The 24,731-nt window shown below is 33.1% G+C and carries 20 protein-coding genes and 1 tRNA gene; 15 read left to right on the top strand and 6 right to left on the bottom strand.

Features of this window, described 5'->3' with window-relative positions; translation table 11 throughout:
* The 11 genes from ACJJVO_RS12095 to ACJJVO_RS12145 all read left to right on the top strand — a co-directional run bounded on the left by ACJJVO_RS12095 (position 1) and on the right by ACJJVO_RS12145 (position 17,021).
* On the top strand, positions 1 to 1,722 hold the full coding sequence (locus ACJJVO_RS12095; protein ID WP_405574477.1) for a LamG-like jellyroll fold domain-containing protein: 1,722 nt from the start codon (positions 1 to 3) through the stop codon (positions 1,720 to 1,722).
* Between the two features lie 109 nt (positions 1,723 to 1,831).
* Positions 1,832 to 3,205: a glucoamylase family protein gene (locus ACJJVO_RS12100; protein ID WP_405574480.1), complete on the top strand. Its 1,374-nt coding sequence runs from the start codon at positions 1,832 to 1,834 to the stop codon at positions 3,203 to 3,205.
* A gap of 2 nt (positions 3,206 to 3,207) precedes the next feature.
* Complete coding sequence (locus ACJJVO_RS12105) at positions 3,208 to 4,566, top strand: glucoamylase family protein (protein ID WP_405574482.1); 1,359 nt, start codon at positions 3,208 to 3,210, stop codon at positions 4,564 to 4,566.
* A 13-nt stretch (positions 4,567 to 4,579) separates the two neighbouring features.
* Entirely contained in the window at positions 4,580 to 5,365 is a 786-nt protein-coding gene (locus ACJJVO_RS12110) for a prolyl oligopeptidase family serine peptidase (RefSeq protein ID WP_405574485.1), read from the top strand.
* A gap of 3 nt (positions 5,366 to 5,368) precedes the next feature.
* Positions 5,369 to 7,711: a beta-glucosidase BglX gene (gene bglX, locus ACJJVO_RS12115; RefSeq protein ID WP_405574487.1), complete on the top strand. Its 2,343-nt coding sequence runs from the start codon at positions 5,369 to 5,371 to the stop codon at positions 7,709 to 7,711.
* Positions 7,712 to 7,721: 10 nt separating this feature from the next.
* Positions 7,722 to 10,322, top strand: coding sequence for a glycoside hydrolase family 2 TIM barrel-domain containing protein (locus ACJJVO_RS12120; RefSeq protein WP_405574490.1), 2,601 nt, complete (start codon positions 7,722 to 7,724; stop codon positions 10,320 to 10,322).
* Entirely contained in the window at positions 10,323 to 11,213 is an 891-nt protein-coding gene (locus ACJJVO_RS12125) for an alpha/beta hydrolase (protein ID WP_405574492.1), read from the top strand.
* Positions 11,210 to 12,901 carry a sulfatase gene (locus ACJJVO_RS12130; RefSeq protein ID WP_405574495.1) on the top strand — a complete coding sequence of 564 codons (1,692 nt, stop codon included), beginning with the start codon at positions 11,210 to 11,212 and terminating at the stop codon, positions 12,899 to 12,901. Before ACJJVO_RS12125 ends, ACJJVO_RS12130 begins: the two co-directional genes overlap by 4 nt.
* Positions 12,902 to 12,904: 3 nt before the next feature.
* Positions 12,905 to 14,752, top strand: coding sequence for a family 43 glycosylhydrolase (locus ACJJVO_RS12135; RefSeq protein ID WP_405574498.1), 1,848 nt, complete (start codon positions 12,905 to 12,907; stop codon positions 14,750 to 14,752).
* A gap of 11 nt (positions 14,753 to 14,763) precedes the next feature.
* A complete protein-coding gene (locus ACJJVO_RS12140; protein ID WP_405574500.1) occupies positions 14,764 to 15,585 on the top strand; it encodes an endonuclease/exonuclease/phosphatase family protein in 822 nt (273 codons plus the stop codon).
* A 59-nt stretch (positions 15,586 to 15,644) separates the two neighbouring features.
* Complete coding sequence (locus ACJJVO_RS12145) at positions 15,645 to 17,021, top strand: sugar porter family MFS transporter (RefSeq protein WP_405574502.1); 1,377 nt, start codon at positions 15,645 to 15,647, stop codon at positions 17,019 to 17,021.
* A 91-nt stretch (positions 17,022 to 17,112) separates the two neighbouring features.
* Here ACJJVO_RS12145 and ACJJVO_RS12150 read toward each other — a convergent pair.
* Positions 17,113 to 17,186 (bottom strand) — tRNA-Ile (locus ACJJVO_RS12150).
* Positions 17,187 to 17,269: 83 nt separating this feature from the next.
* Positions 17,270 to 17,674 (bottom strand): methylmalonyl-CoA epimerase, encoded by a 405-nt coding sequence (gene mce / locus ACJJVO_RS12155; RefSeq protein ID WP_405574505.1) that lies wholly within the window; start codon positions 17,672 to 17,674, stop codon positions 17,270 to 17,272.
* 117 nt (positions 17,675 to 17,791) lie between these two features.
* Here mce and rbfA point away from each other — a divergent pair, with 117 nt between their 5' ends.
* Together rbfA and ACJJVO_RS12165 are read left to right on the top strand one after the other, a co-directional pair.
* A complete protein-coding gene (rbfA, locus tag ACJJVO_RS12160) occupies positions 17,792 to 18,190 on the top strand; it encodes a 30S ribosome-binding factor RbfA (protein ID WP_115815461.1) in 399 nt (132 codons plus the stop codon).
* The gene (locus tag ACJJVO_RS12165) at positions 18,191 to 19,402 is read left to right on the top strand and encodes an ABC transporter permease (RefSeq protein WP_405574507.1); all 1,212 of its coding nucleotides are present in this window, start codon (positions 18,191 to 18,193) and stop codon (positions 19,400 to 19,402) included. It begins immediately after the preceding gene.
* On the opposite strand, the gene dusB is transcribed toward ACJJVO_RS12165, so the two are convergent.
* The 3 genes from dusB to ACJJVO_RS12180 all read right to left on the bottom strand — a co-directional run bounded on the left by dusB (position 19,399) and on the right by ACJJVO_RS12180 (position 21,544).
* Positions 19,399 to 20,394, bottom strand: coding sequence for a tRNA dihydrouridine synthase DusB (gene dusB / locus ACJJVO_RS12170; RefSeq protein ID WP_405574510.1), 996 nt, complete (start codon positions 20,392 to 20,394; stop codon positions 19,399 to 19,401). The genes ACJJVO_RS12165 and dusB overlap by 4 nt on opposite strands.
* Position 20,395: 1 nt before the next feature.
* The gene (locus ACJJVO_RS12175; RefSeq protein ID WP_405574512.1) at positions 20,396 to 21,049 is read right to left on the bottom strand and encodes a hypothetical protein; all 654 of its coding nucleotides are present in this window, start codon (positions 21,047 to 21,049) and stop codon (positions 20,396 to 20,398) included.
* Positions 21,050 to 21,142: 93 nt separating this feature from the next.
* Positions 21,143 to 21,544 carry a DUF4345 domain-containing protein gene (locus ACJJVO_RS12180; protein ID WP_405574513.1) on the bottom strand — a complete coding sequence of 134 codons (402 nt, stop codon included), beginning with the start codon at positions 21,542 to 21,544 and terminating at the stop codon, positions 21,143 to 21,145.
* Positions 21,545 to 21,645: 101 nt separating this feature from the next.
* On the opposite strand from ACJJVO_RS12180, the gene ACJJVO_RS12185 reads away from it, so the two are divergent.
* Positions 21,646 to 22,203 (top strand): hypothetical protein, encoded by a 558-nt coding sequence (locus tag ACJJVO_RS12185; RefSeq protein WP_405574516.1) that lies wholly within the window; start codon positions 21,646 to 21,648, stop codon positions 22,201 to 22,203.
* A gap of 14 nt (positions 22,204 to 22,217) precedes the next feature.
* On the opposite strand, the gene ACJJVO_RS12190 is transcribed toward ACJJVO_RS12185, so the two are convergent.
* Positions 22,218 to 23,462 carry a M28 family peptidase gene (locus tag ACJJVO_RS12190; RefSeq protein WP_405574518.1) on the bottom strand — a complete coding sequence of 415 codons (1,245 nt, stop codon included), beginning with the start codon at positions 23,460 to 23,462 and terminating at the stop codon, positions 22,218 to 22,220.
* A gap of 150 nt (positions 23,463 to 23,612) precedes the next feature.
* Between ACJJVO_RS12190 and ACJJVO_RS12195 the strand changes: the two genes are divergently transcribed.
* A complete protein-coding gene (locus ACJJVO_RS12195; protein ID WP_405574521.1) occupies positions 23,613 to 24,728 on the top strand; it encodes a TolB family protein in 1,116 nt (371 codons plus the stop codon).
* Positions 24,729 to 24,731 lie beyond the last annotated feature (3 nt).

A 24,731-nucleotide genomic window follows, 5' to 3' on the forward strand; every position in this document is an offset into this window, starting at 1 on the left:
ATGAAAAATACATTAATAAAATTATTTGGAATTTTTATGATGCTTTTTATAGCATCGTGCGATGATGGTTTAGATCCAATTACTCAGATAGATCCGGGATCAGATGCAGGTGCACCTGTCGTTGAGATAATATACCCTTCTGAAGGAGATGAAATAACTGGGCTAGAATTAGTAGTACCTATTGATATATCTTTTAAAGTTGAAGATGATATAGAAGTTGCTTCAATATCTGTTAGTATTGATGGTACTCAAATAGCCACATTTGACAGTTCTAATGACACTTTTTTAGATTATAGAATTGTAGAAAGAGTATATACTTACGATAGTTTAACTGCTGGTGACCACACTATAACAGTTACAGGAACCGATTTAGAAGGCAATACTGCAAGTACTACAGTCAATTTTTCTAAAGCTCCACCTTACGAGGCAATATTTTCTGGTGAAGTATTCTACATGCCTTTTAACGGCACGTATACAGAACTATTATCAATAACTGATGCCACAGAAATAGGCACTCCTGATTTTGCAGGTGAAGCCTTTGACGGTTCAAATGCTTTCAAAGCTACTGAAGATTCATACTTAACTTTTCCAATTGAAGATTTAATGTTTGGTAGTAACATGAGTGGTGCATTTTGGTATAAGGTAAATGGCTCTCCAGATCGTTCAGGTATTCTAACTGTAGGTGATAATGCAGATGATCGTTTTCAAGGATTTAGATTATTTAGAGAAGGTAGTGCAACAGAGCAAAGAATAAAATTAAATGTAGGAACTGGTGATGGAGAAAGTTGGAATGATGGAGGGGTTATAGATGTAACTGCTGGAGAATGGGTGCACGTGGCCTTTACAATTGCACCAACTGAAACTGTTATATATTTAAACGGAGTACCTGTTAACACTGCTACTCCATCTGGAGCAATAGATTGGACAGACTGTGTAGACCTTACTATTGGTTCTGGAGGAGAAACGTTTAGTTATTGGGGACATGAGTCTGATGATAGTTTTATGGATGAATTACGTTTATTTAACACAACGTTATCTCAAGGTGAAATTCTTAATATGATCAATATTACAAACCCATATGAGCCAATATATGATGGTGAAACTTTTTATATGCCTTTTAATGGTGCAAATACAGAATTAATAAGTTTAGATATGCCTACAGAAGTTGGTTCTACAACATTTGCTGGTGAAAGCTACGAGGGCTCTAATGCCTTCATGGGAGCAACAGACTCTTATTTAACTTTCCCAATAGATGGCTTGTTTGGTGCAGATGCATTTAGTACTACATTTTGGTATAAAGTAAATTCTACACCAGATCGCGCAGGTATTTTAGTTGTAGGTGATGATGTAGATGATAGGTTTCAAGGGTTTAGATTATTTAGAGAAGGAACCGAAACAGAACAGCGTATAAAAGTAAATGTTGGTGTTGGTGATAATGAAAGTTGGAATGATGGTGGTCTTATAGATGTAAGTGCTGGAGAATGGGTGCATATAGCACTAACAGTTTCTGCAACAGAAAGTAAAATTTATTTCAATGGTGTAGAACAACTCTCTTCAACTTTAGCATCAAGTATAGATTGGTCTGGTTGTAGTGAATTAAACATTGGCGCTGGTGGTCCAACATTTAGCTATTGGAACCATCTATCAGATTTAAGTATGTTAGATGAATTACGCTTATATAACAAAGCTTTATCTGCAGCTGAAATTCAATCAATGCTTTAAAAACAATATTAGAAAATCAATATATTTTTTTGAATTAGTCTTCAATACTTTAGCTGTATTTATAAAAGTATAAATACAGCTAAAGTTTATTTTAAAGTAGCTTTAATAAATGAATCCATCAAATTATAAGTTTTTTTTGATAGTGCTTGCTATGCTATTCTTTTTAACGAGTTGTAATAATTCGAAAAAAAATAGTGTAAATAAACAAGTTGCTCCAATAGGTAATCAATTAATGGGTGACAAATGGCTAGATACAATTCAAAAACAAACCATTAACTACTTCTGGGAAGGAGCAGAACCTAATTCTGGTTTAGCTAGAGAAAGGATTCATATGGATAACAATTATCCATCCTCACCAGAAAACACAGTAACAACTGGTGGTAGTGGATTTGGATTAATGGCAATTCTAGTAGGTATAGAAAGAGGCTTTATACCAAAGCACGAAGCGTTAGACCGTTATATTAAAATAGTCAATTTTCTTGAAAAAGCTGATCGTTTTCATGGAGCTTGGCCACATTGGATCAATGGTGAAACTGGCAAAATGTATCCATTTACTAAAAAAGATAATGGAGGTGATTTAGTTGAAACTGCTTTTTTAATACAAGGGCTTCTTACTGTTTCAGAGTATTTTGATGGTGATGATAACAAAGAGCAGCATTTACGATCAAAAATTGATGAATTATGGAAAGAGGTAGAATGGAATTGGTACACTAAAAACAATGAAGATGTTTTATATTGGCATTGGTCACCAGAATATGATTGGGAAATGAATTTTCCTGTTGGCGGTTATAATGAATGTTTAATAATGTATGTACTTGCTGCAAGCTCTCCAACACATCCTATAAATAAATCAGTTTACGACAAAGGTTGGGCTAGAAATGGTAATATAGTTTCCAAAGATTCTATGTATAACTTGCCTTTAGTTTTAGACTATTTTGAGCATAACGACGCAGCAGTTGGACCTTTATTTTGGTCACATTATTCATATCTAGGTTTAAACCCAAATGGACTCTCAGATCAGTATGCAGATTATTGGAAGCTCACTCAAAATCATGCCAAAATTCATTATGAATATGCAATAGATAATCCTAAGCATTTTAAAGGTTATGGAGATAGTCTTTGGGGATTAACTTCTAGCTATTCCATTAAAGGATATGCTGGTCATAGACCAGGCGCAGATTTGGGAGTGATTTCTCCAACAGCAGCATTATCCTCCTTTCCGTATACACCTAAACAGAGTATGAATGTTTTAGTGAATATTTATAAAAATCATGATAGTTTGGTAGGCAAATATGGTCCTTATGATGCGTTTAGCTTTGAAGATAATTGGTCAACACCAAGATATTTAGCAATAGATCAAGGGCCAATTCCTGTAATGATAGAAAATTATAGAACAGGATTGTTATGGTATTTATTTATGAAAAATAAAAATGTACAATCTGGTTTAGATAAGCTTGGATTCCACTATAAAAAGACAAATTAAAAATGAAAATAGTTAAATTATTAATCGTAGGTATATTGCTTACAGCTTGCGGATCCGATGATGGTCCTGGTTACCAAGAACCATATGATCCAAGTGATGATGATCCTGTTGTTGAAACATTAACTGATGAAGAAATAATGGATTTAACCCAAGAAACGACATTTAAGTATTTCTGGGATTATGCAGAATCTAACTCTGGAGCAGCAAAAGAAAGATACCATCCTACTGACCCAACAAATAGTCAAAATGTAGTAACCACAGGTGGAAGTGGTTTTGGTTTAATGGCAATATTAGTTGGTATTGAACGAGGTTATATAACAAGAGCAGAGGGAGTTTCAAGATTATCTCAAATATTAAATTTCTTTGAAGGTGCAGATCGTTTTCATGGAGCATGGTCTCATTGGATTGATGGAGGAACAGGCAGTATCATCCCTTTTAGTTCTGATGATAACGGAGGGGACTTAGTAGAAACCGCTTTTTTAGCCCAAGGACTAATTTGCGTAAAAGAATATTTTAAAGACGGTTCTACTGAAGAAGCAGAACTTGCAGCACAAGCAGATTTACTGTGGAAAGGTATAGAATGGGATTGGTACACACAAGGCCAAAATGCTTTGTATTGGCATTGGAGTCCAACAAATAATTTTGCAATAAATCTTGAATTAAAAGGATATAACGAAACATTAATAGCGTTTGTTTTAGGTGCAGCTTCGCCGGATTATTCAATTCCGGCTGAGGCTTACCATCAAGGTTGGGCAGATAATGGTAATATTGTTACGTCTTCGAGTCAGTATAATACACCTTTAATTTTAGATCATGCTGGCACAGGAACAGGACCACTGTTTTGGGCGCATTATTCTTATTTAGGTTTAGATCCAAGAAATTTGTCAGATCAATATGCTAATTATTGGGATTTAAATGTGAACCATACCAACATAAATTATCTATACTGTGTAGACAATCCAAACAATTACTTAGATTATGGATCGAATTGTTGGGGTTTAACTGCGAGCTATACCAGAAATACCGATGGTTCTGTGGGTTACACAGCTCATGATCCAGAAAATGACACAGGTGTTATTTCTCCCACAGCAGCAATTAGCTCTATTCCATATACACCAGAAAAATCGCTAGCAGCAATGCATTATTTTTATAGTAAAAATGAAATTCTATTAGGCAATGCAGGATTTTACGATGCATTCAGCCCTCAATATAATGATTGGGTAGCCGAACGCTATTTAGCTATAGACCAAGGACCCGAAATCATTATGATAGAAAATTATAGATCACAATTACTTTGGAATCTATTCATGCAAAATGAAGATGTTCAAAACGGTTTAGATGCATTAGGATTTACATATTAATTCAATTTAAAAAATGAAAACACTAAAAACCTATTTAATCTTTTGTTTTATGCTGTCTTCAGTAATAGCATTTGCTCAAAAGGATTTGTTTAAAGAGAAGGTACATATTAAAGGCGAAGACACTTTAAAATATCGCATTATGTATCCCGAAAATTTTTCAGAAGACAATCAATATCCTGTAGTTTTGTTTTTACATGGAGCGGGTGAACGTGGCGATGATAATAAAAAACAATTAGCAAATGGTAGTAAATTGTTTACAGATAAGATGAATCGTGGTGCATTTCCGGCAATTGTTATTTTTCCTCAATGTCCAAAAGATAGTTATTGGTCTAATGCAGATGTCGACAGAAGTAGTTATCCAATAAGTTTAAAGTTTCCAAAAGATAAAGAGGCAACAAAGCCCATGCAATTGGTTATAGGTTTAATGGAAGACTTAACGAGTAAGGATTATGTAAATAAGAAAAAAGTATACGTTGGTGGATTATCAATGGGTGGTATGGGTACGTTTGAAATTCTATCGAGACAACCAGATATGTTTGCAGGCGCTTTTGCTATTTGCGGTAGTGGTAATACTGAGCTAGCTAAGTTGTATGCTACTAAGGTAGAAATGTGGATTTTTCATGGTGCAAATGATGATGTTGTAGATCCAAAAGGCTCGGTAAAAATGGTAAACGCAATTTTAGAAAATGGTGGCAAACCAAATTTTACATTGTATGCAGACGATAATCATAACAGTTGGGATTCTGCCTTTGCAGAACCAGAATTATTAACATGGCTTTTCTCTAAATCAAAAAAATAAAAAATGAAAAAACTTCAACTTACAGAAATAAAATCCCTTGTAGTATTGGTTAGTATTCTAGCCATAATGTCTTGTAATACCAATAATAAGAGCATCACTTCGGCTGATAACGAAAACCCTTTTCAAGAAAAAGTAGATTCTATTATTAGTCTAATGACTTTAGATGAAAAATTAGGCCAATTAAATCTACCTGCAACGGGTCCAATTACAACAGGTTCTTCAAAAAGTACAGATGTTGTTAAAAAAATTGAAGAAGGTAAAATTGGTGGTCTTTTCAATATAAAAGATATTAAGAATATTTACGACGTACAGAAAATCGCAGTAGAAAAAAGCCGATTAGGTATACCTCTTATTTTTGGAATGGATGTCATTCACGGTTTTAAAACCACATTCCCAATTCCGCTAGGTTTATCTGCTTCTTGGGATATGGAAATGATTGAAAAAACAGCTCAAATTGCAGCTTCAGAAGCAAGTGCAAACGGAATTAACTGGACGTTTTCGCCGATGGTAGATATTTCTCGCGATCCACGCTGGGGAAGAGTTTCTGAAGGTAATGGAGAAGACCCTTTTTTAGGAAGTGAAATCGCTAAAGCGATGATAAATGGATACCAACAAAACGATATGTCTGCTAATAATACAATGATGGCATGTGTTAAACATTTTGCATTATATGGCGCAGTAGAAGCAGGTAGAGATTACAACACAGTAGATATGAGTCGTGTGAGAATGTTTAATGAATATTTACCACCATACAAAGCAGCCATTGATGCTGGTGTTGGTTCTGTAATGGCGTCTTTTAATGAAATAGATGGAGTGCCAGCAACTGGTAATAAATGGTTACTTACAGATTTATTACGAGACGATTGGGGTTTTAATGGCTTTGTAGTTTCAGATTACACTGGAATTTACGAAATGATGGCTCATGGTATGGGAGACGAAGTTGATGTAACTTCTTTAGCATTAAAAGCTGGTTTAGATATGGATATGGCAGGCGATTCACCAAATATTTCGGCTGCGTTTATTAAAAATTTAAAAACCGCTTTAGATAATGGCGCTATTTCAATGCAAGATATAGATAAAGCGGTTGCACGTGTACTTACTGCAAAATATCAAGTTGGATTGTTTGAAGACCCTTATAAATATTGTAACGAAGAACGTGCTAAAAATGATACTTATACACAAGAGAATAGAGATTATGCACGCTTAGTAGGAGCAGAATCAACAGTATTATTAAAAAATGAAAGTCAAATTTTACCGCTAAAAAAATCGGGTACAATTGCAGTTATCGGACCATTGGCTAAAGCGAGTAATAATATGGCTGGAACTTGGAGTGTCTCTACAGATCACGAAAGTTGTATTTCTGTTTGGGACGGATTGCAACAAACCGTTGGTAGTGATGTCAATTTATTATATGCTAAAGGAAGCAACATTGATTACGACTTTGAGTTAGAAAAGCGTGCTACAATGTTTGGTAAAACAATTCCTAGAGATAATAGAACGGACCAACAAATGATAGATGAAGCTGTTGCTGTTGCAAAAAAATCAGATGTGATTTTAGCAACCATAGGCGAATCTTCAGAGTTTAGTGGCGAAAGCAGTAGTCGTACAGATATTGGCATTCCACAAATTCAAAAAGACTTATTAAATGCTTTATTAAAAACTGGAAAACCTGTCGTTTTAGTACTATTTACTGGGAGACCATTAACTTTGGTTGAAGAAAGCGAAAATGTACCATCAATTCTTAATGTTTGGTTTCCTGGTAGTGAAGCTGGTTTATCTATATCAGATGTATTGTTTGGAGATGTAAATCCATCCGGAAAGTTAACCGCAACTTTCCCAAGAAATGTTGGTCAGGTACCATTATTTTATAATCATAAAAATACAGGTCGACCTTTAGGGAATTCTGAAGGGAATTTTGAAAAATTCAAGTCTAATTATATCGATGTTCGTAATGAACCATTGTATCCTTTTGGTTATGGATTAAGCTATACAACCTTTAAATATGGCGATATAAAATTAGATAAGACGTCTATGTCTCAAAAAGATACGGTAACCGTGTCTGTAGATATTACAAATACTGGTGATTTTGATGGTAAAGAAGTCGCTCAATTATACATTAGAGATGTTGTAGGCTCTATCACTAGACCTGTAAAAGAATTGAAAGGGTTTCAGAAAATATTCTTAAAGAAAGGCGAAACAAAAACTGTCTCTTTTACCATTTCAGTTGAAGACTTGAAATTCTACAATGCTAATATAGATTTTGTTGCAGAACCTGGTGATTTTCAAGTAGCAATCGGAACAGACTCTAATGTAGAGTTCACAAAATCATTTAAACTTTTAGATTAGTAGTTGAGATATGTCACACAAAATTTATAAAATAATAACACTTTGCTTATTTAGTTGTGTGGCATATTCTTTTAATGTTTATGCACAGTGCAAAATCATAAATTCTGGTTGGCAATATTCTGAAGATAAAACAATCTGGGAAACCATTAATATTCCACACACTTGGAATGATAAAGATGCGTTTGATGATGAATCTGGTTACAGACGAGGATTAGGCTATTACCAAAAACAGATTTTTATTGCTTCAGAAGAAAAAGAAAATATTCTTTACTTAAAATTTAATGCGGTAAACCAAGAAGCAACTGTTTTTGTAAATGGAGAAAAAGTAGGAAATCATAAAGGAGGTTACACTGCTTTTAATTTTGAAATTACTAAGTATCTAAAGTTTAATAATTACAACTTAATTGAAGTAATAGTAGACAATTCACACAATGAAAATATACCACCTTTAGACGCAGATTTTACTTTTTATGGCGGAATTTATAGAGATGTGGAATTAATTTCCGTACCAAAACAGCATTTAAGTTTAAAAGATTTTGCTTCAGATGGCTATTATGTTAATTACTATAATGTCTCTGAAAAGCAAGCTAGTGTTGAGGTAAAGTTATTAGTTGATAATTTTGATGTGTCTAAATCTAAAAATCATTTGTATTTAAAAATTTTAGATGCAGAAAATAATCTTGTTTTAGAAGAACATGTTGGTTTTAAGCTTAGTGCAACTGCTTCAAAAGATATTACGGTTACATTTCCAGAAATTAAGAACCCAAAATTATGGTCGCCAGATAATCCGTATTTATATCATTTAGAAATTACCTTAACCGATAAAAACGGTAAAACCTTAGATTCAAAATCTTCAAATCTTGGTTTTCGTTGGGCAACTGTAGATGCTGAAAAAGGCTTCTTTTTAAATGGAAAGCCATTAAAGTTAGTAGGTGTTAATCGGCATCAAGACTATGAAGGCTATGGAAATGCTGTTCCACTTTCATTACAAAAAAAAGATATTGAACTCATAAAAGAAATGGGTTCTAACGTTATTCGTTTTGCACATTATCCGCATGCTCGTGAGCTTTATAAAAAATGCGATGAACTCGGTATTTTAGTCTGGACAGAAATCCCTATCGTTAATAAAGTGACTAATACCGAAGCATTTTTTAATGTTTCTAAGCAAATGCAAAAGGAACATATTAAACAGTATTATAATTTTCCTTCTGTGGTGATGATTGGTTACATGAATGAGATTTTTCTAAGACTTGCCTTTGATAAAAAAGAGTCTGATGAAGAAAAGGAAAATCGAAAAAAATTCACGTACAATTTAGCTAAACAACTAGAAGATTTAACCAGAGCAGAAGCGCCAAATCATATTACTGTAATGGCATTGCATTTTAATGAATTGTATAACGAAACTAAAATTGCAGACTTACCAATGCTTGTGGGTTGGAATCTCTATTTTGGTTGGTACCACGATACTATTAAAGACTTAGGTGTGTTTCTAGACGACCAGCACCAGAGATATCCAAAACGTTCTTTACTCATTTCAGAATATGGACCAGGAGCAGATGTTAATATTTCTACAACACAACCTTCTAGATACGATTATTCACAAGAATATCAATTATTGTTGCACTCTGGCTACTACAATCAAGTTAAAGAACGTGATTTTGTAACCGGAATGACAGCTTGGAACTTTGCTGATTTCGGTTCTGAGTTTCGTGGAGAAACTATTCCGCATGTCAATCAAAAAGGGTTGGTGCAATACAATCGCGAGCCAAAAGAAATTTATTACTGGTATCAAGCAGTTTTAAATGATGCACCATTTATTCATATTGCGAAGTATCAGGCAGAATTTGTGCTACTAGAAAATAATACACACGAAGTGATTGTGTTTTCTAATCAAAAAACAGGAAAGATATTTGTAAATGATATACTGATTCAGGAATTAACATTCGAATCTGGAATAGCAAAAGTCGTTTTACCATTTAAAGAAGGTACTAATTCTGTTAGGGTTGAAACCGAAAACGGAACAGATAAAACTAACTTTGATGTTCAAATTCTTCAAAATATTAAGACAAATTCATTAGATGTTTTAGCAATTAATTTAGGAACCCATATAAATTTTAAAGACAAAGTTTCTGGCACTACTTTTTTGCAAGACAGACCGTATTCTAAAAACCTTTATGGCTATATCCCAAGCTCCAGAAAATGCAAAAAAAATCTTATTCCAAATAACGTTAAAAATTCAAATTTAGAAGCTATTTATCAAACTATGTTAGTGGATTGTAATACATATAAGGTTGATTTAGCAGATGGAACATATAAAGTTACACTCTATTTTGTAGAGCCAAAACTTAAGAGTAATACTGATGTAATTTATAATCTAAACAATTCAGAAAAGCAGCTTAATACAGATGAAGAGCGAAGGGTTTTTGATGTGGTATTAAATGATAAAATCATCGTAAATCAATTTAATATGGCTGATACATTTCCAGATAAATATGGCATTACTCAATCTGCTGAAATAAATATTATAAATAATAAAGGTCTAACAATAACGCTTAATCCAATTGAAGGAGAGACAGTGTTAAGCGGACTTTTAATTGAAAAATTAAACTAAATGGAAAAGCTTTTTATACTCTTTTTAGGATTAATGGCCTTGCAGCTTTCTGCTCAAACAAAATCAACTTACACCTACTCTATTAAAGGAAAAGACACTTTGAAATTAGATGTTTACACGCCTAAAAACATGAAGAAAACAGATACACTTCCTGTTTTGTTATGGATGCATGGTGGCGGATTTGCTGTTGGTAGTAGAGATTATATTGATGATGAACGGTTAGTACAATATGCGGCTAAAGAACAGAATTATATTGGCGTTTCTATCTCGTATCGCTTATTAAGAAAAGGTACTTCAACTGGCTTTGGCTGTGATTGCGCAAAGGATGAGAAATTAGAAACCTTTAAACAAGCTACTATAGATTACATGGATGCTGCAAAATATATTGTTGAACATGCCAAAGACCTTCAAATTGATGCCACTAAAATTATTGCTGGCGGAAGTAGTGCTGGTGCGGAGGGAAGTCTCAATGCTGTATTTATGAGAGATTATTTTATTGCGAATAAAGAAAAATATAAGGATGTGAAATTTGCAGGTATGTTTTCATGTGCTGGTGCAGTAGTTGACGCAAGTTATATTACTAAAGAAAATGCTGTGCCTTCAGTTTTGTATCACGGAACAAAAGATCAATTAGTCCCTTTTGATACTGCACCACATCATTTCTGTGAACCAACTAAAGATGGCTACATTATGTTAGATGGATCTAACGTTATTGCCAAAAAATTAGCTCAATTTGACACCTCATATTATTTCAATGTAGTAAAAGAAGCAAGACACGAAATATCTAGAATACCTTATGAAGAGCTAGATAAGGTGTTTAATTTTTTTGAACGAACTATTATCAACGATGAGGTTATTCAAACTAAAATTATAAAAACCAAAAAGCAATGAGGAATTTAGTTTTTTTATTGATGAGTCTTTTCGTTTTTCAATCTTGTAAAGAAGAAGTAAAAAAAGTTGAAGAACCAAAAACTAAACAACGACCTAACATCGTTTATATCATGGCAGACGACCATGCAGAACAGGCTATTAGTGCTTACGGTCATCCAATAAGTCAGCTAGCACCAACACCAAATATAGACCGTATTGCAACGGAAGGCGCATTGTTTAAAAACAACTTTTGTACCAATTCTATTTGTGGTCCGAGTAGAGCCGTTGTATTAACAGGAAAGTTTAGCCATGTTAATGGTTTTAGAATGAATGGTAATAAGTTTGATGGCAGTCAACAAACCTTTCCTAAACTACTTCAAAAAGCTGGATATAATACGGCAGTTATTGGAAAATGGCATTTAGATGGTTTGCCAGAAGGGTTCGATTATTGGAATATTTTAACCGATCAAGGCAATTATTATAATCCAGATTTTATCGCTTTTAATGCTACAACTCAAGTGGTTGATACCACGAGAGTACAAGGTTATGCTACAGATATTATTACCCAAAAAGGCATAGCATATATTAAAAGTATAAAGGACTCTGATCAACCATTTATGCTAATGTTACAGCACAAAGCACCACATCGTAATTGGATGCCTGCTTTAAGACATGCCAACAAATATGATGATGTAGAATTTCCGTTACCAGATACTTATTTTACAAATCACAAAGGATCTTTAGCATCCCAAAAACAACTTCAAACGATTTACAAGGATATGTATGAAGGTCATGATTTAAAACTGACTAAATCTAAAGGAAATCCAGAATTGGCTTGGAACCCATGGAAGTCGGATTTTGAACGAATGACGTCAGAACAACGCAAAGCTTGGGACAGCGCCTACCAAGCAAAAAATGATGCCTTTCATGATGCAAATCTTTCAGAAGAAGCCTTAGCTAAATACAAAGGACAACGCTATTTACAAGATTATTTAGCCACCATCGCATCTATGGATGAAGGTATTGGAGACGTGTTAGATTACCTAGAAGCTAATGGTTTAGCCGAAAACACTATTGTTGTTTACACCACAGACCAAGGATTCTATTTAGGCGAAAAAGGCTGGTTTGATAAACGCTACATGTACGAAGAATCCTTGGCGATGCCATTAGTGATTAAATATCCTAAAAAAATAAAAGCCGGAACTGTCATTGAAGACTTAACACAAAACCTAGATTTTGCAGAAACATTTTTAGATTATGCAGATGCTAAAATTCCTGAAGATATGCAAGGGAAGTCTCTAAGACCCTTATTAGAAAAGACATTTAAAAGTGATGATTTTAGAGATGCTGTTTACTATCACTATTACGATTATCCAGCTTTTCATATGGTTAAGAAACACTACGGAATCCGCACCAAACGTTACAAGTTAATTCATTTTTACGATGATATTGATACTTGGGAATTATATGATTTAGAAGAAGACTCAAAGGAAATTCACAATCAAATTGAAAATCCGGAATACAATAAAATAAAAGGTGAATTAAGAATTCGATTAGCACAACTTCAAAAAGAATACAAGGTTACAAAAGAGGAATTTAAGCAAGCACCTAAAATTGATGTTGAAAAAGCTTTTAAACAATTTGACAGGTTAAGAGGTCATACAGGTACTTCTTATAATCCAACAACCAATAAAGACACAAAATTATAACTCATGAAAAAATTACTTTTTCTATTTACTATAACGCTTCTTTTTTCGTGTAATAACGACAAAAATCAAAAAGTAGAACAGTCTACTAATACAGAAGAAAAAGCCGAATTTAAAAAAGGACTTGAAACCTACATTAATCCGTTAGATATAGATTATACTTACATGGTTTATAATTCTAGTAGAAATCAATCGTATCGTTCTGGTGCAGATCCTGCCGTTATAGAATTTAAAGGAGAATATTACATGTTCGTTACACGTTCTTTCGGCTATTGGCATTCAACAGATTTGGTAAACTGGAATTTTATTAAACCTCAACAATGGTTTTTTGAAGGCAGTAACGCGCCTACAGCTTTTAATTATAAAGACTCTTTGGTTTACTTTGCTGGTGATCCTGCAGGTTATGGAAGTATTCTTTACACAGACGATCCTAAAAAAGGATTATGGACACCTACGGCTTCCATTTCAAATAATATTCAAGATTCAGAATTATTCATTGATGATGATGGTAAGACCTATTTATTTTGGGGTTCTTCTAATGTGAATCCACTCAAAGTTAAAATGTTAAATAAGGATGATCGCTTTTTAGAAACTGGTATTAAAAAAGAATTAATAAATCTAAACGAAGAAGCACATGGTTGGGAACGTTTTGGAGAAAACAACTTTCATCCAACTTTAAAAGAAGGCTATATGGAAGGTGCTTCTATGACCAAGCACGACGGAAAATATTACTTGCAATATGCAGCTCCAGGCACACAATTTAATGTCTATGCAGATGGTGTTTATATAGGAGATTCACCACTTGGACCATTCGAGTATATGAAAAGTAATCCTATGAGTTTTAAGCCTGGTGGTTTTACTAATGGAGCTGGACATGGAATTACGGTTAAACAAACCAACGGACAATATTGGCATTTTGCTACTATGGCATTGGCTTCTAATGCACAATGGGAACGTCGCTTATGCATGTTTCCTACTTATTTTGATGACGAAGGTTTAATGTACACCAACACATCATATGGAGATTATCCACGTTTTGGAGCAAACCATCCAACAAAGGCAGGACAACATAATGGCTGGATGTTGTTATCATACAAAGGAAATGTTACCGTCTCATCTTCATTAAAACAAGTTATGAAATTCATGTCTAATGATGATGAAATAGAAGTGAATGAATTACCTTTAGTAACAAATGCTAAAGGACAAATAACATCTAAAGTGTTAACTGACGAAAACCCAAAAACTTTTTGGGTAGCTGAAGCAAATGATGACAAACAATGGATAACTATTGAAATGCAACATCCCGGAAATATTTATGCATTACAATTAAACTTTCACGATTACGAATCTGGAATTTACACTCGTGTAGATGGTTTAAAACATCGTTTTACAATTGAAACTTCAGAAGATGGTACTAATTGGAAAACGGTTGTTGATAGAAGTAAAAGTGATAAAGATGCACCTAATGCCTACATGGTTTTAGATGAACCCATAAAAGCTAAATATGTACGATATAATAATATAAAAGTACCTGGAAACAACTTCGCAATGTCCGAAATTAGAGTATTTGGTTTGGGCTTAGGTAATGAGCCAGAAAAAGTTTCAGGATTTAAAATTAATAGAGAAAAGGACCGAAGAGATGCTTCTTTTTCTTGGAATCCAGTTAAAGGTGCTCAAGGCTATAACATACATTGGGGAATTGCAAAAGACAAATTGTATCAATCATGGCAAGTATATGACACAGACACTCATTTTATGCGTTGTTTAGATCGTGATACACCGTATTATTTTAGTATTGAAGCGTTTAATGAAAATGGAATTTCAGACATAAGTGAAGTTTTGTTTATTCAATAAAATATAAAAAAATGAAATATTTATTAGTCATAGTTTTAGCTATTTCAAGTTTTGGTTTTGCCCAAGATTTTTCTGTAATGTCTTATAACATCAAATTAGATTACCCAAAGGAAGGTGAAAATAGCTGGACAAATAGAAAACCGTTTTTTATCAATCAGATTAAATTTTATGAACCTGATGTTTTGGGCGTACAAGAAGCGATGCCAAATCAAATGAAAGATATGGATAGTCTTTTGGTAAACTATAGTTATGTTGGTGTTGGTAGAGATGATGGTGAAAATGAAGGTGAATTTTCGGCTGTTTTTTATAAAGCAGATAAGTTTAATGTTATTAATTCGGGTACATTTTGGTTATCACAAACACCTAATAAAGTAAGTATGGGTTGGGATGCTGTTTGTAATAGGGTTTGTACCTATGCTCTATTAGAAGATAAAGATTCTGGTAAAACCTTTTGGATATTTAATACACATTTTGATCATGTTGGTAAAGAAGCTCGAAAGAACAGTGCCACATTAATCATTAAAAAAATTAAGGAACTTAATTCAGATAAGCATCCCGTAATATTAACAGGTGATTTTAATATGGAACCAGATCATGAAAGTATAAAATACATAAAATCTGAAATGAAGGACTCAAAAGAAATTGCAGCACTAGATTTTGGACCAGAAGGCACATTTAATGGCTTTCAGTTTAATAAACCTGTAACAAGACGCATTGATTTTGCTTTTGTTAGCAAGGATATTACTGTTTCTAAATACGCTGTTTTAAGTGATAGTTGGGATTTACATTACCCATCAGATCATATGCCAATTTTAATAAAAATAAATTTATAAATCGTATTCGTTTAATCTCAAAATACGCTAAACTAACTATTAAATAAATTCAAAAAAAAATGAAAAAAGGTGTTTTCTTATTGTTAATTGCTGCAGTTTCCGCTTTAGGAGGTTTGCTATTTGGTTATGACACAGGTGTTATTAATGGAGCACAATTTTATCTTACAGAGTATTTTGATTTAAGTGATGGATTAAAAGGCTGGGTTGTAGGAAGTGCACTTTTAGGTTGTTTTGTAGGTGCTGTTGTTGCAGGACCGTTAAGTATTAAAATAGGTAGAAAATGGTCGTTAATAATATCAGCTATCTTCTTTACAGTTTCTGCTTACGGATCGGGTTTACCAGAACTTTTTCCGCAAACCGTATCAATGCTAGTTGTCTTTAGAATTATTGGCGGACTAGGTATTGGCGTAGCCTCTATGAATGCACCAATGTACATTGCCGAAATAGCACCATCAAATATTAGAGGACGTATGGTAACTTATTATCAATTAGCCATCGTTATTGGATTTTTTGTTGTGTTCTTAGCTACATATTTTATTGGGAATGATTTAAGTGAAGCAGAAAATATTCAATTTGGTTGGCGTCGCATGTTTTGGTCAGAATTAATACCAAGTATCCTATTTTTAGTATTGTTATTTATTGTGCCTAAAAGTCCTAGATGGTTGGCTTTAAAAGGTAAAGATGCAGATGCTTTAGCTATTTTGAAAAGAATAAACGGAGATGATATAGCCTCTGAGGAAATGACACGGATTAAAGCCTCTTTAGATGAAACTAATGATGGTATTAAAGTTAATTATTTTGCAAAAGGGATTATAGCAATTATTGCAATTGGGACAGTTCTCTCAGTATTGCAACAATTTACAGGGATTAATGCTGTATTATATTATGGTGCAGATATTTTTGAGAAAGCACTTGGTTTTGGAAAAGAAGATGTGCTTGCACAACAAATATTGTTAGCTTTTGTTAATTTAGTATTCACTTTTGTGGCTATGTTTACTGTAGATAAATTTGGTAGAAAACCATTGCTTTACATTGGTTCTGCCGGAATGATTCTTGGTTTTTTACTTTTAGCAATTACACTTCAAACAGATAGTGTTGGTGTTTTATCATTGATAGGTGTATTACTCTTTATTGCTTCATTTGCGTTGTCTATGGGACCAGTAGTTTGGGTTTTATTATCAGAAATGTTTCCAAATAAAATTAGAAGTGTTGCCATGTCAGTTGCAGTAGCAGCACAATGGGCAGCAAATTATGTGGTTTCACAATCGTTTCCTGTGGTCATGGGAAGTGAAGTAAATAATAGTGCAGCTTGGAATGGTTCATTACCATATTACATATTCATTGCCTTTATTCTAGTCATCGTCTTTGTTACTTATAAATTTATACCAGAAACAAAGGGTAAAACGCTTGAAGATATAGAAGGTTTTTGGAAATAGTAGCAAATCTTTAAGAAAAAAATTAAGCAAATGCTTAATACCAAATAAAAAAGCCTTGAATATCACAATGATAATCAAGGCTTTAATTTTGTGGTCCCACTTGGGCTCGAACCAAGGACCACCTGATTATGAGTCAGGTGCTCTAACCAACTGAGCTATGGGACCAATTAACATTACTGTTAATTTTTACACCCTTATTTAAAAGGGTCTGCAATATTACTACATATTTTAAAACTCTACAAGATTTTTTATTCCTTTATCTCTTGGCACAACTCTATTAGAACTCCATTTGTAGATTTTGGATGTAAAAAAGCAATTAACTTATGGTCAGCTCCTATTTTAGGTTCTTTATGAATCATGGTGAAACCTTCTTTAGTTAAACGCTCAATTTCTTTCTCAATATCATCAACCGCAAAAGCAATATGATGCATACCTTCACCCTTTTTTTCTATAAACTTAGCAATAGCACTGTCTTGATTTGTAGCTTGCAATAATTCAATTTTATTTGGTCCACATTGAAAAAAAGACGTTTTTACACCTTCGCTTTCCACATCTTCAATCTTATAATGTTCTTTACCAAATAAAGCTTTAAAAAGCGTATTCGACTTTTCTATATCCTTTACTGCGATTCCTATGTGTTCTATTTTTTTCATCTGAAACATGTTTCAATTTCCGCAAAAGTGAAAACCTCATTAATAATTTACGTTCAAAAATAAGATAATCCTTAAATAACCTCTACTTTTGCAGATGATTAGTTACAATAGTCATTCATGGAAGAATTTACACAAAGACAGAAAAAAATTGGAGGTATACTTCAACAAGACCTAGCAGAGGTTTTACAAAAGGCAGCTACTGATGGTGGTATGCGAGGCATAATCATTTCAGTTAGTAAAGTAAATGTTACAACAGATTTGTCTATGGCAAAAGTCTATCTTAGTATTTTCCCAAATAAGGAAGCTAAACCTTTATTAGAAGGTATTAAATCTAATAAACCATTAATTAGACATGAGTTGGCACAACGTACGCGTCACCAATTGAGACGTATGCCACAATTAGAATTTTTTATTGACGACTCGTTAGAATATATTGATGGTATTGAGCGTTCTTTAAAAGGTGAAGACAACCCATTAGAAAATCCAGATTTATTAGGTAAGCGTAAAAAATCTTAAGTGAATTTCCCTTTATATATAGCAAAACGTTATCTGTTTTCTAAAAGCAGTAATAATGCTATTAATATAATGACCTTGATTGCTTCTGGAGGAGTTATTATTGCTTCAGCAGCCCTATTTATTGTACTCTCCGTTTTTGCTGGTTTAAAAGATTTTAGTCTTCAATTCTCATCTTTTGTAGATCCAGATTTAAAATTATTGCCATCGGAAGGCAAATCATTTCAATGGACTGAAAATGATAAAACAACACTTTTAAAAATTGAAGGCATTGCAGATTTTTCAGAAGTTGTAGAAGAACGCATCATTATAAAATCTGAAAATAAGAATCTCTTAGCTACATTAAAAGGTGTGGATGAAAATTTCTTAAATGTTACCAATATTGACACCATGGTAACCAAAGGCAATTGGTTTTCTCCTAATACTAACGAAGTTGTATCTGGATGGGGAATTTCTAATAACCTTTCTTTTGGTATCTTAGATTATCTCACACCCTTATCTCTTTATGTGCCTAAAGTAGGTAAAGGCCAAGCAAGCTCACCTAAGGGTTATTATAATTCTGTTTACGTTACTAATGTTGGGTTGTTTGACCTTAATAACGAGGAACTGAATAATAACTATATATTTTCAGACATTAAACTGGCTAAAAACTTATTAAGTTATAATGACGGACAATTAAGTGCCTTAGAGCTTAAGTTGAAACCTGAAGCAAATGAAGATGATATTAAAGCCCAGCTTGCGTCGTCTTTTGGGAATAAATTCGATATAAAAAATAGAGCCGAACTTAACGATGCGCTTTTCAAAATGTTGAATACCGAAAACTTAGCGATATACCTCATCTTTACTTTAGTTATTATAATTGCGCTATTCAATGTTATTGGTGCTATTATTATGATGATTTTAGATAAAAAGAAATCATTAAACACCTTATTTAATTTAGGTACTGAACCAAAAACAATTAAATCTATTTTCTTTTGGCAAGGTAGTTTAATGACAATTGTAAGTGGAATTATTGGAGTATCAATTGGTTTGCTGGTTGTGTTTTTACAACAAACTTTTAGTTTAGTAATGCTAGTACCCGAAATAGATATGCCTTATCCTGTTCGATTAAATTTTTTAAATGTACTGGTTGTATTAGCAACCATATTTGCATTAGGAATTATTGCATCTAGAATTGCATCTCAGCGTATTACTAAACAATTAATTCAATCTTAAGACGTAAACTGATAATCGGGAAAAGCTTCTAAAACGGCATCAAAAGCAGCAAAAACATCTTTTGAATCATCACTTGTTACCATTTTCATTCGGTATTCCTTAAAGTGCGGAATGCCTTTAAAATAGTTAGTGTAATGTCTTCTCGTTTCAAAAACACCTAATATTTCACCTTTCCAATCAATTGCCATTTGAAGATGACGTCTTGCAGCTTCAACACGTTCTGCTAATGAAATAGGTGCTAAATGTTCTCCAGTTTCAAAAAAGTGCTTTACTTGTTTAAAAAACCATGGGTTACCAATAGTGGCTCTTCCAATCATTGCTCCATCTAAACCATACGAATCTCGCATTAGCATCGCTTTTTCTGGTGTATCTACATCACCATTGCCAAATACAGGAATATGCATGCGAGGATTATTCTTCACCTCTGCAATTGGTTTCCAATCGGCTTCCCCTTTATACATTTGTGCTCTGGTTCTGCCGTGTATAGATATTGCTTTACAACCTACATCTTGTAACCGTTCTGCAACCTCAACAATTTTAATAGAATCGTGATCCCAACCCAAACGTGTTTTCACTGTAACCGGCAAATTAGTACGCTTTACCATTTCGGCAGTGAGTTGTTCCATTAAGCAGATATCTTTCAAAATACCTGCTCCTGCTCCTTTAGACACTACCTTTTTAACCGGACAACCAAAATTAATATCTATAATATCTGGATTCGATTTTTCAACAATGTCAATGGTTTGCAACATGCTTTCCATATTGGCTCCAAAAATCTGAATTCCAACTGGTCTTTCTTTTTCGTAGATATCTAATTTCATAACGCTTTTTGCCGCATTACGAATTAAACCTTCACTACTTACAAACTCCGTATATACCACATCTGCTCCTTGCTCTTTGCAAAGTGCTCTAAATGGTGGATCGCTAACGTCTTCCATAGGTGCTAAAAGCAATGGAAAGTCTGGTAATTCTATGTCGCCTATTTTAATCAAATTAATCGTCTCCTAATTCAGTTATTTTTTTCTCGTAAAGTTTTTTACTCTCCACAACTGCCACGTTGAGTTCTTCCATTATGCCATCTACTCTATCTTCAATACTTTTCATTTGTCCGTTTATAGAATCAAAAGAATTAAGCGCAGCTGCCACCTCTAAAGCCTTTACAACCTCAACAGCATCTTTATGTAATAATCTTAATTTCCCAATAGCTTCAGATGTATTTTCTAAAGTGCCATTATATTTTGTTTTCGCTTTATCAATAGCCTTTAGCAAGGTATTTTTACTTTTCTCGTCACTTAAACTGTTTGTTTGCGTTTCCATAGCATTAAACAAATTTGCTGCTTTGGTTTTTAAATCTTCGTATTCTTTATTTAAGTTATTAACGCGTTTATCTACTTTTTCCCAATCACCATAAACTTTAGCAAATTCTCTGTCTTCATTTTTAGCATCTTCTAAAGCCATTTTTAATTCACTCAAAGATTCTAGACCCTTAGAAACATTTTTATTAGCAACTTCTTTCTTACTCTCAAATGTTGAAACTTGAGATTTGAACTTGTCCTTTAAACGAATCAAATCTTCTGGACTTTTATCTTTCCAACAAGAAGTTAGTATTAAAAATAAAGATAATATGGCAAGTGATTTTTTAAACATTTAGAATTGTAATTAAATTAATTTGGCTGTAAATATACAATGAACAATATAAACACAATAATATATGATTTGTATTGTATTGTATAAATAAGATTAGATAATCCTGGTTGACTTATTATGTAATCTTAAAACCCAAAAGCCATAAAAGCCAAGAAATAGTTCTGCAAACGTTCCAAATTGATAGCCAAAGGTTGGTGTGCCATCTATTAACCAACTAATCACACGTCCAAAACCTAAACCAAACATAAAAATGATATTAGTTATTAAAGCTAGCTTTAGATAATTGGTTTTAAAAATTCCCATTATCCATAAGGTTGAAAAGCCTAAATACAAGCCCATTATAGCTTTGAAGAAATTGTGCTCGTCAACAGTATTTAAATGAATATCAAATTCTGAACTTGGATTGAAACCATAAACAAAAGCCACAGGAATTACAATTAACACCGAAATTATTAAGTGAATTTTAGTGATAATTTGTTGCTTGGTGATTTTCATTTTATATGATTGTGATGTGCTTGGTTTTAAAAATATATAAAATTTAGATTTAAATTAAATTTAAGTATATTTTAGATGTATCTATTATATATCATTAGCTAATGAAAAACGTATTAACATATCTTACAATAGTCCTATTTTCTTTTTCAACTTATACTTGTGCTTCTAAAAAACAAAATTCCACACCTAAAAATCCTAAAATAAAAACATTAAAAGGCGTTGGTTTTACAGTAGATTACCCTAACACATGGATGGAATTTGGAGGAATGGGATATGTAAATTTCGCTCCGAAAGAATTAAAAAAGCAATATCCAAGCAAAGAAGGTTTTAGTACATCAGTAAATAAGTATTTCTTAAGCGTAGATGGTTTTGAGAATATTGAAGAGGCTTTATATCACCATGGTAATACTAAAAGAACACCAGAAAAAACGAAAACTTTTAAAATCACCAAAATAAATACTCACCATAAGTTTCTTTATAAAATAGATTATACTATCATCTATAAATCAGATCCTGAAACTGTTTTTAAATGTGTTGAGTATTTTTTTAAATCGAAGAATAAAATTGAATATATATATTATCAAATGTTTGAAGACTTATATGATACCTACTTAAAAGAAGCCATGGTGATTATTAATTCTCACAGACTTAAAACATAATAATTTCAGTTATATTAAAATTCAACCTTAGTCTCTATCATTTCCTCACCACGTTTTACCGTAATTGCAGCTTTATCACCATTATCAAAAACAGATAAAGCACGCATATAACTCATCATATCTGTAATAGTACTGTCTCCGAGTTTTAACACCACATCTCCTTTTTGTAAACCTGCATTAAACGCTGGAGTGTCTTCTCTTGTACCATCAATTCGCATACCTTTTCCGTCGTATAGATAATCTGGAACAACTCCTAATCCTACTTTAAATCGTGGTGTTTCTTCGCTTTCATTTTTAGTTTTTCTAAAGGCTAGTTCTCCATTATCATCTAAATCAGTAATAATATTAAAAATGTAATCTGAAATAAGATCCATGCCTTTATAATTCAATTTTTCAGCATCATCACCTGGCTTGTGGTAATCTTCATGCTGACCTGTAAAGAAATGCAACACCGGAATATCAATTAAGTAAAAAGATGTATGATCACTTGGTCCTACTCCACTTTCGTTTTCAACAATTTTAAATTTATCATTGTTTGCTTTCAGGGTTTGCTTAAACATTGGAGACGTTCCTGTACCATAAACAGCTAAAGTGCTATCAACTTTCATTCTTCCAACCATATCCATATTTATCATGTAATTGATAGATGCTGCATCAATTGTTGGGTTTTTAGAAAAATAATTAGAACCTAATAATCCCATTTCTTCTCCAGAAAAAGCCATAAACAAATAGTTGTTTTTGTCTTTTACTTCAGCTTGGTCGTTCTTAACTTTTAAACGGCTAGCAAGATTCAACATTACTGCAACTCCACTCGCATTATCATCTGCGCCATTGTGTATTGCTTTATCTTCTCCACGATATAAAGATCCTTCTCCACCAAAACCAAGATGATCGTAATGCGCACCGATAACTATGGTAGTTTTAGCCTTATTATCTATAAAACCAATAACATTATGACCTGTAATTGTACTATCTGCATTGGTTGTAAATACAACTTCGCTATGTGGATCTGTTTTAGGCTTAAATGAAAACGATTGTAAAAAACCTTCTGTTCCTTTTGGCTGAACTCCAATTTCTTTAAAACGTTTTATGAGATATTCTGAAGCTAAAACTTCACCTTGTGTTCCTGTTTGGCGACCTTCTAATTTATCATTAGCTAAAAATGCAACATCTTCTTTGATGTTATTTTCGGCAACTTTTGGTTCGTTTTTACAAGATAAGAACCCTATTAAAAGGAATAAACATAATAATTTTTTCATTTTGAAATATCTATTTAATTAATCACGTGAAATGTAATTTTAGAAAAACGATCTAAATCATTATCAGATGTATTTCGTTTACATTTCATCTATAAATCTTATTTTTACACAAAATTAGGCATTAAAAGCCACTTATTATAATCCTTTATTATGAACAGAATCACTGTTATTTTAATTCTCTTGGTTACATTTTCGTCTTGTAAAAATGAAACTGCTAAAGTCTCAGAAGCAACACCTGAAACTACTATAGATTCAACAGAAACTAAGAATCCATTAATCTATCCTGAAGAAACACATTTTAAATCTATAAGACAGGTGACTTATGGTGGTGATAATGCAGAAGCCTATTGGAGTTTTGATGATAAGCAATTAGTGTTTCAATCTAACAACGCAAAATGGAACGTTGGTTGCGATCAAATGTTTTTAATGGATGCCAACGAAACCTTTACAGATAGTATTGCGCCACCTATGATTAGTACAGGAAAAGGTAGAACTACTTGCGCTTACTTTTTACCAGACAACAAACATATTATCTATGCCTCTACACATCTTGGAGGTGAGGAATGCCCAGACACTCCACTTAGAAAAAACGGAAAATACATTTGGCCTATCTATGATACCTACGATATTTTTGTAGCTGATTTAGAAGGTAACATTGTAAAGCAATTAACTAACGAAGTTGGTTACGATGCTGAGCCAACGGTATCTCCAAAAGGTGATAAAATTGTATTTACATCTACTAGAAGTGGCGACTTAGAATTGTATACTATGAATATTGATGGTAGCAATGTAAAACAAATTACACATGAATTAGGTTATGATGGAGGTGCATTCTTTTCACCAGATGGTAGTAAATTAATCTTCCGTTCATCACGTCCAAAAACGGAACAAGAAATAAAAGAATACAAAGATTTATTAGCTGAAGGCTTAGTTGAACCAACTGATATGGAACTTTACATTTGTAATGCTGATGGGTCTGAATTAAGACAATTAACAGATTTAGGAAATGCTAATTGGAGTCCGTTTTTTCATCCTGATGGAGACAAGATTTTATTCTCATCTAATTTTGAAGCCGAACGTGGATTTCCTTTCAACCTTTATTTAATTGATATTGATGGAAAGAATTTAAAACGAGTTACACATGGTGAAACTTTTGATGCATTCCCTGTGTTTTCTAATGATGGTAAATATTTAGCATTTTCTTCTAATAGAAATAATGGTGGAGGACGTGATACTAATCTGTTTATTGCTGAGTGGCAAGATTAACAA

This window comes from Winogradskyella sp. Asnod2-B02-A, assembly GCF_045063645.1.
Classification (GTDB): Bacteria; Bacteroidota; Bacteroidia; order Flavobacteriales; family Flavobacteriaceae; genus Winogradskyella.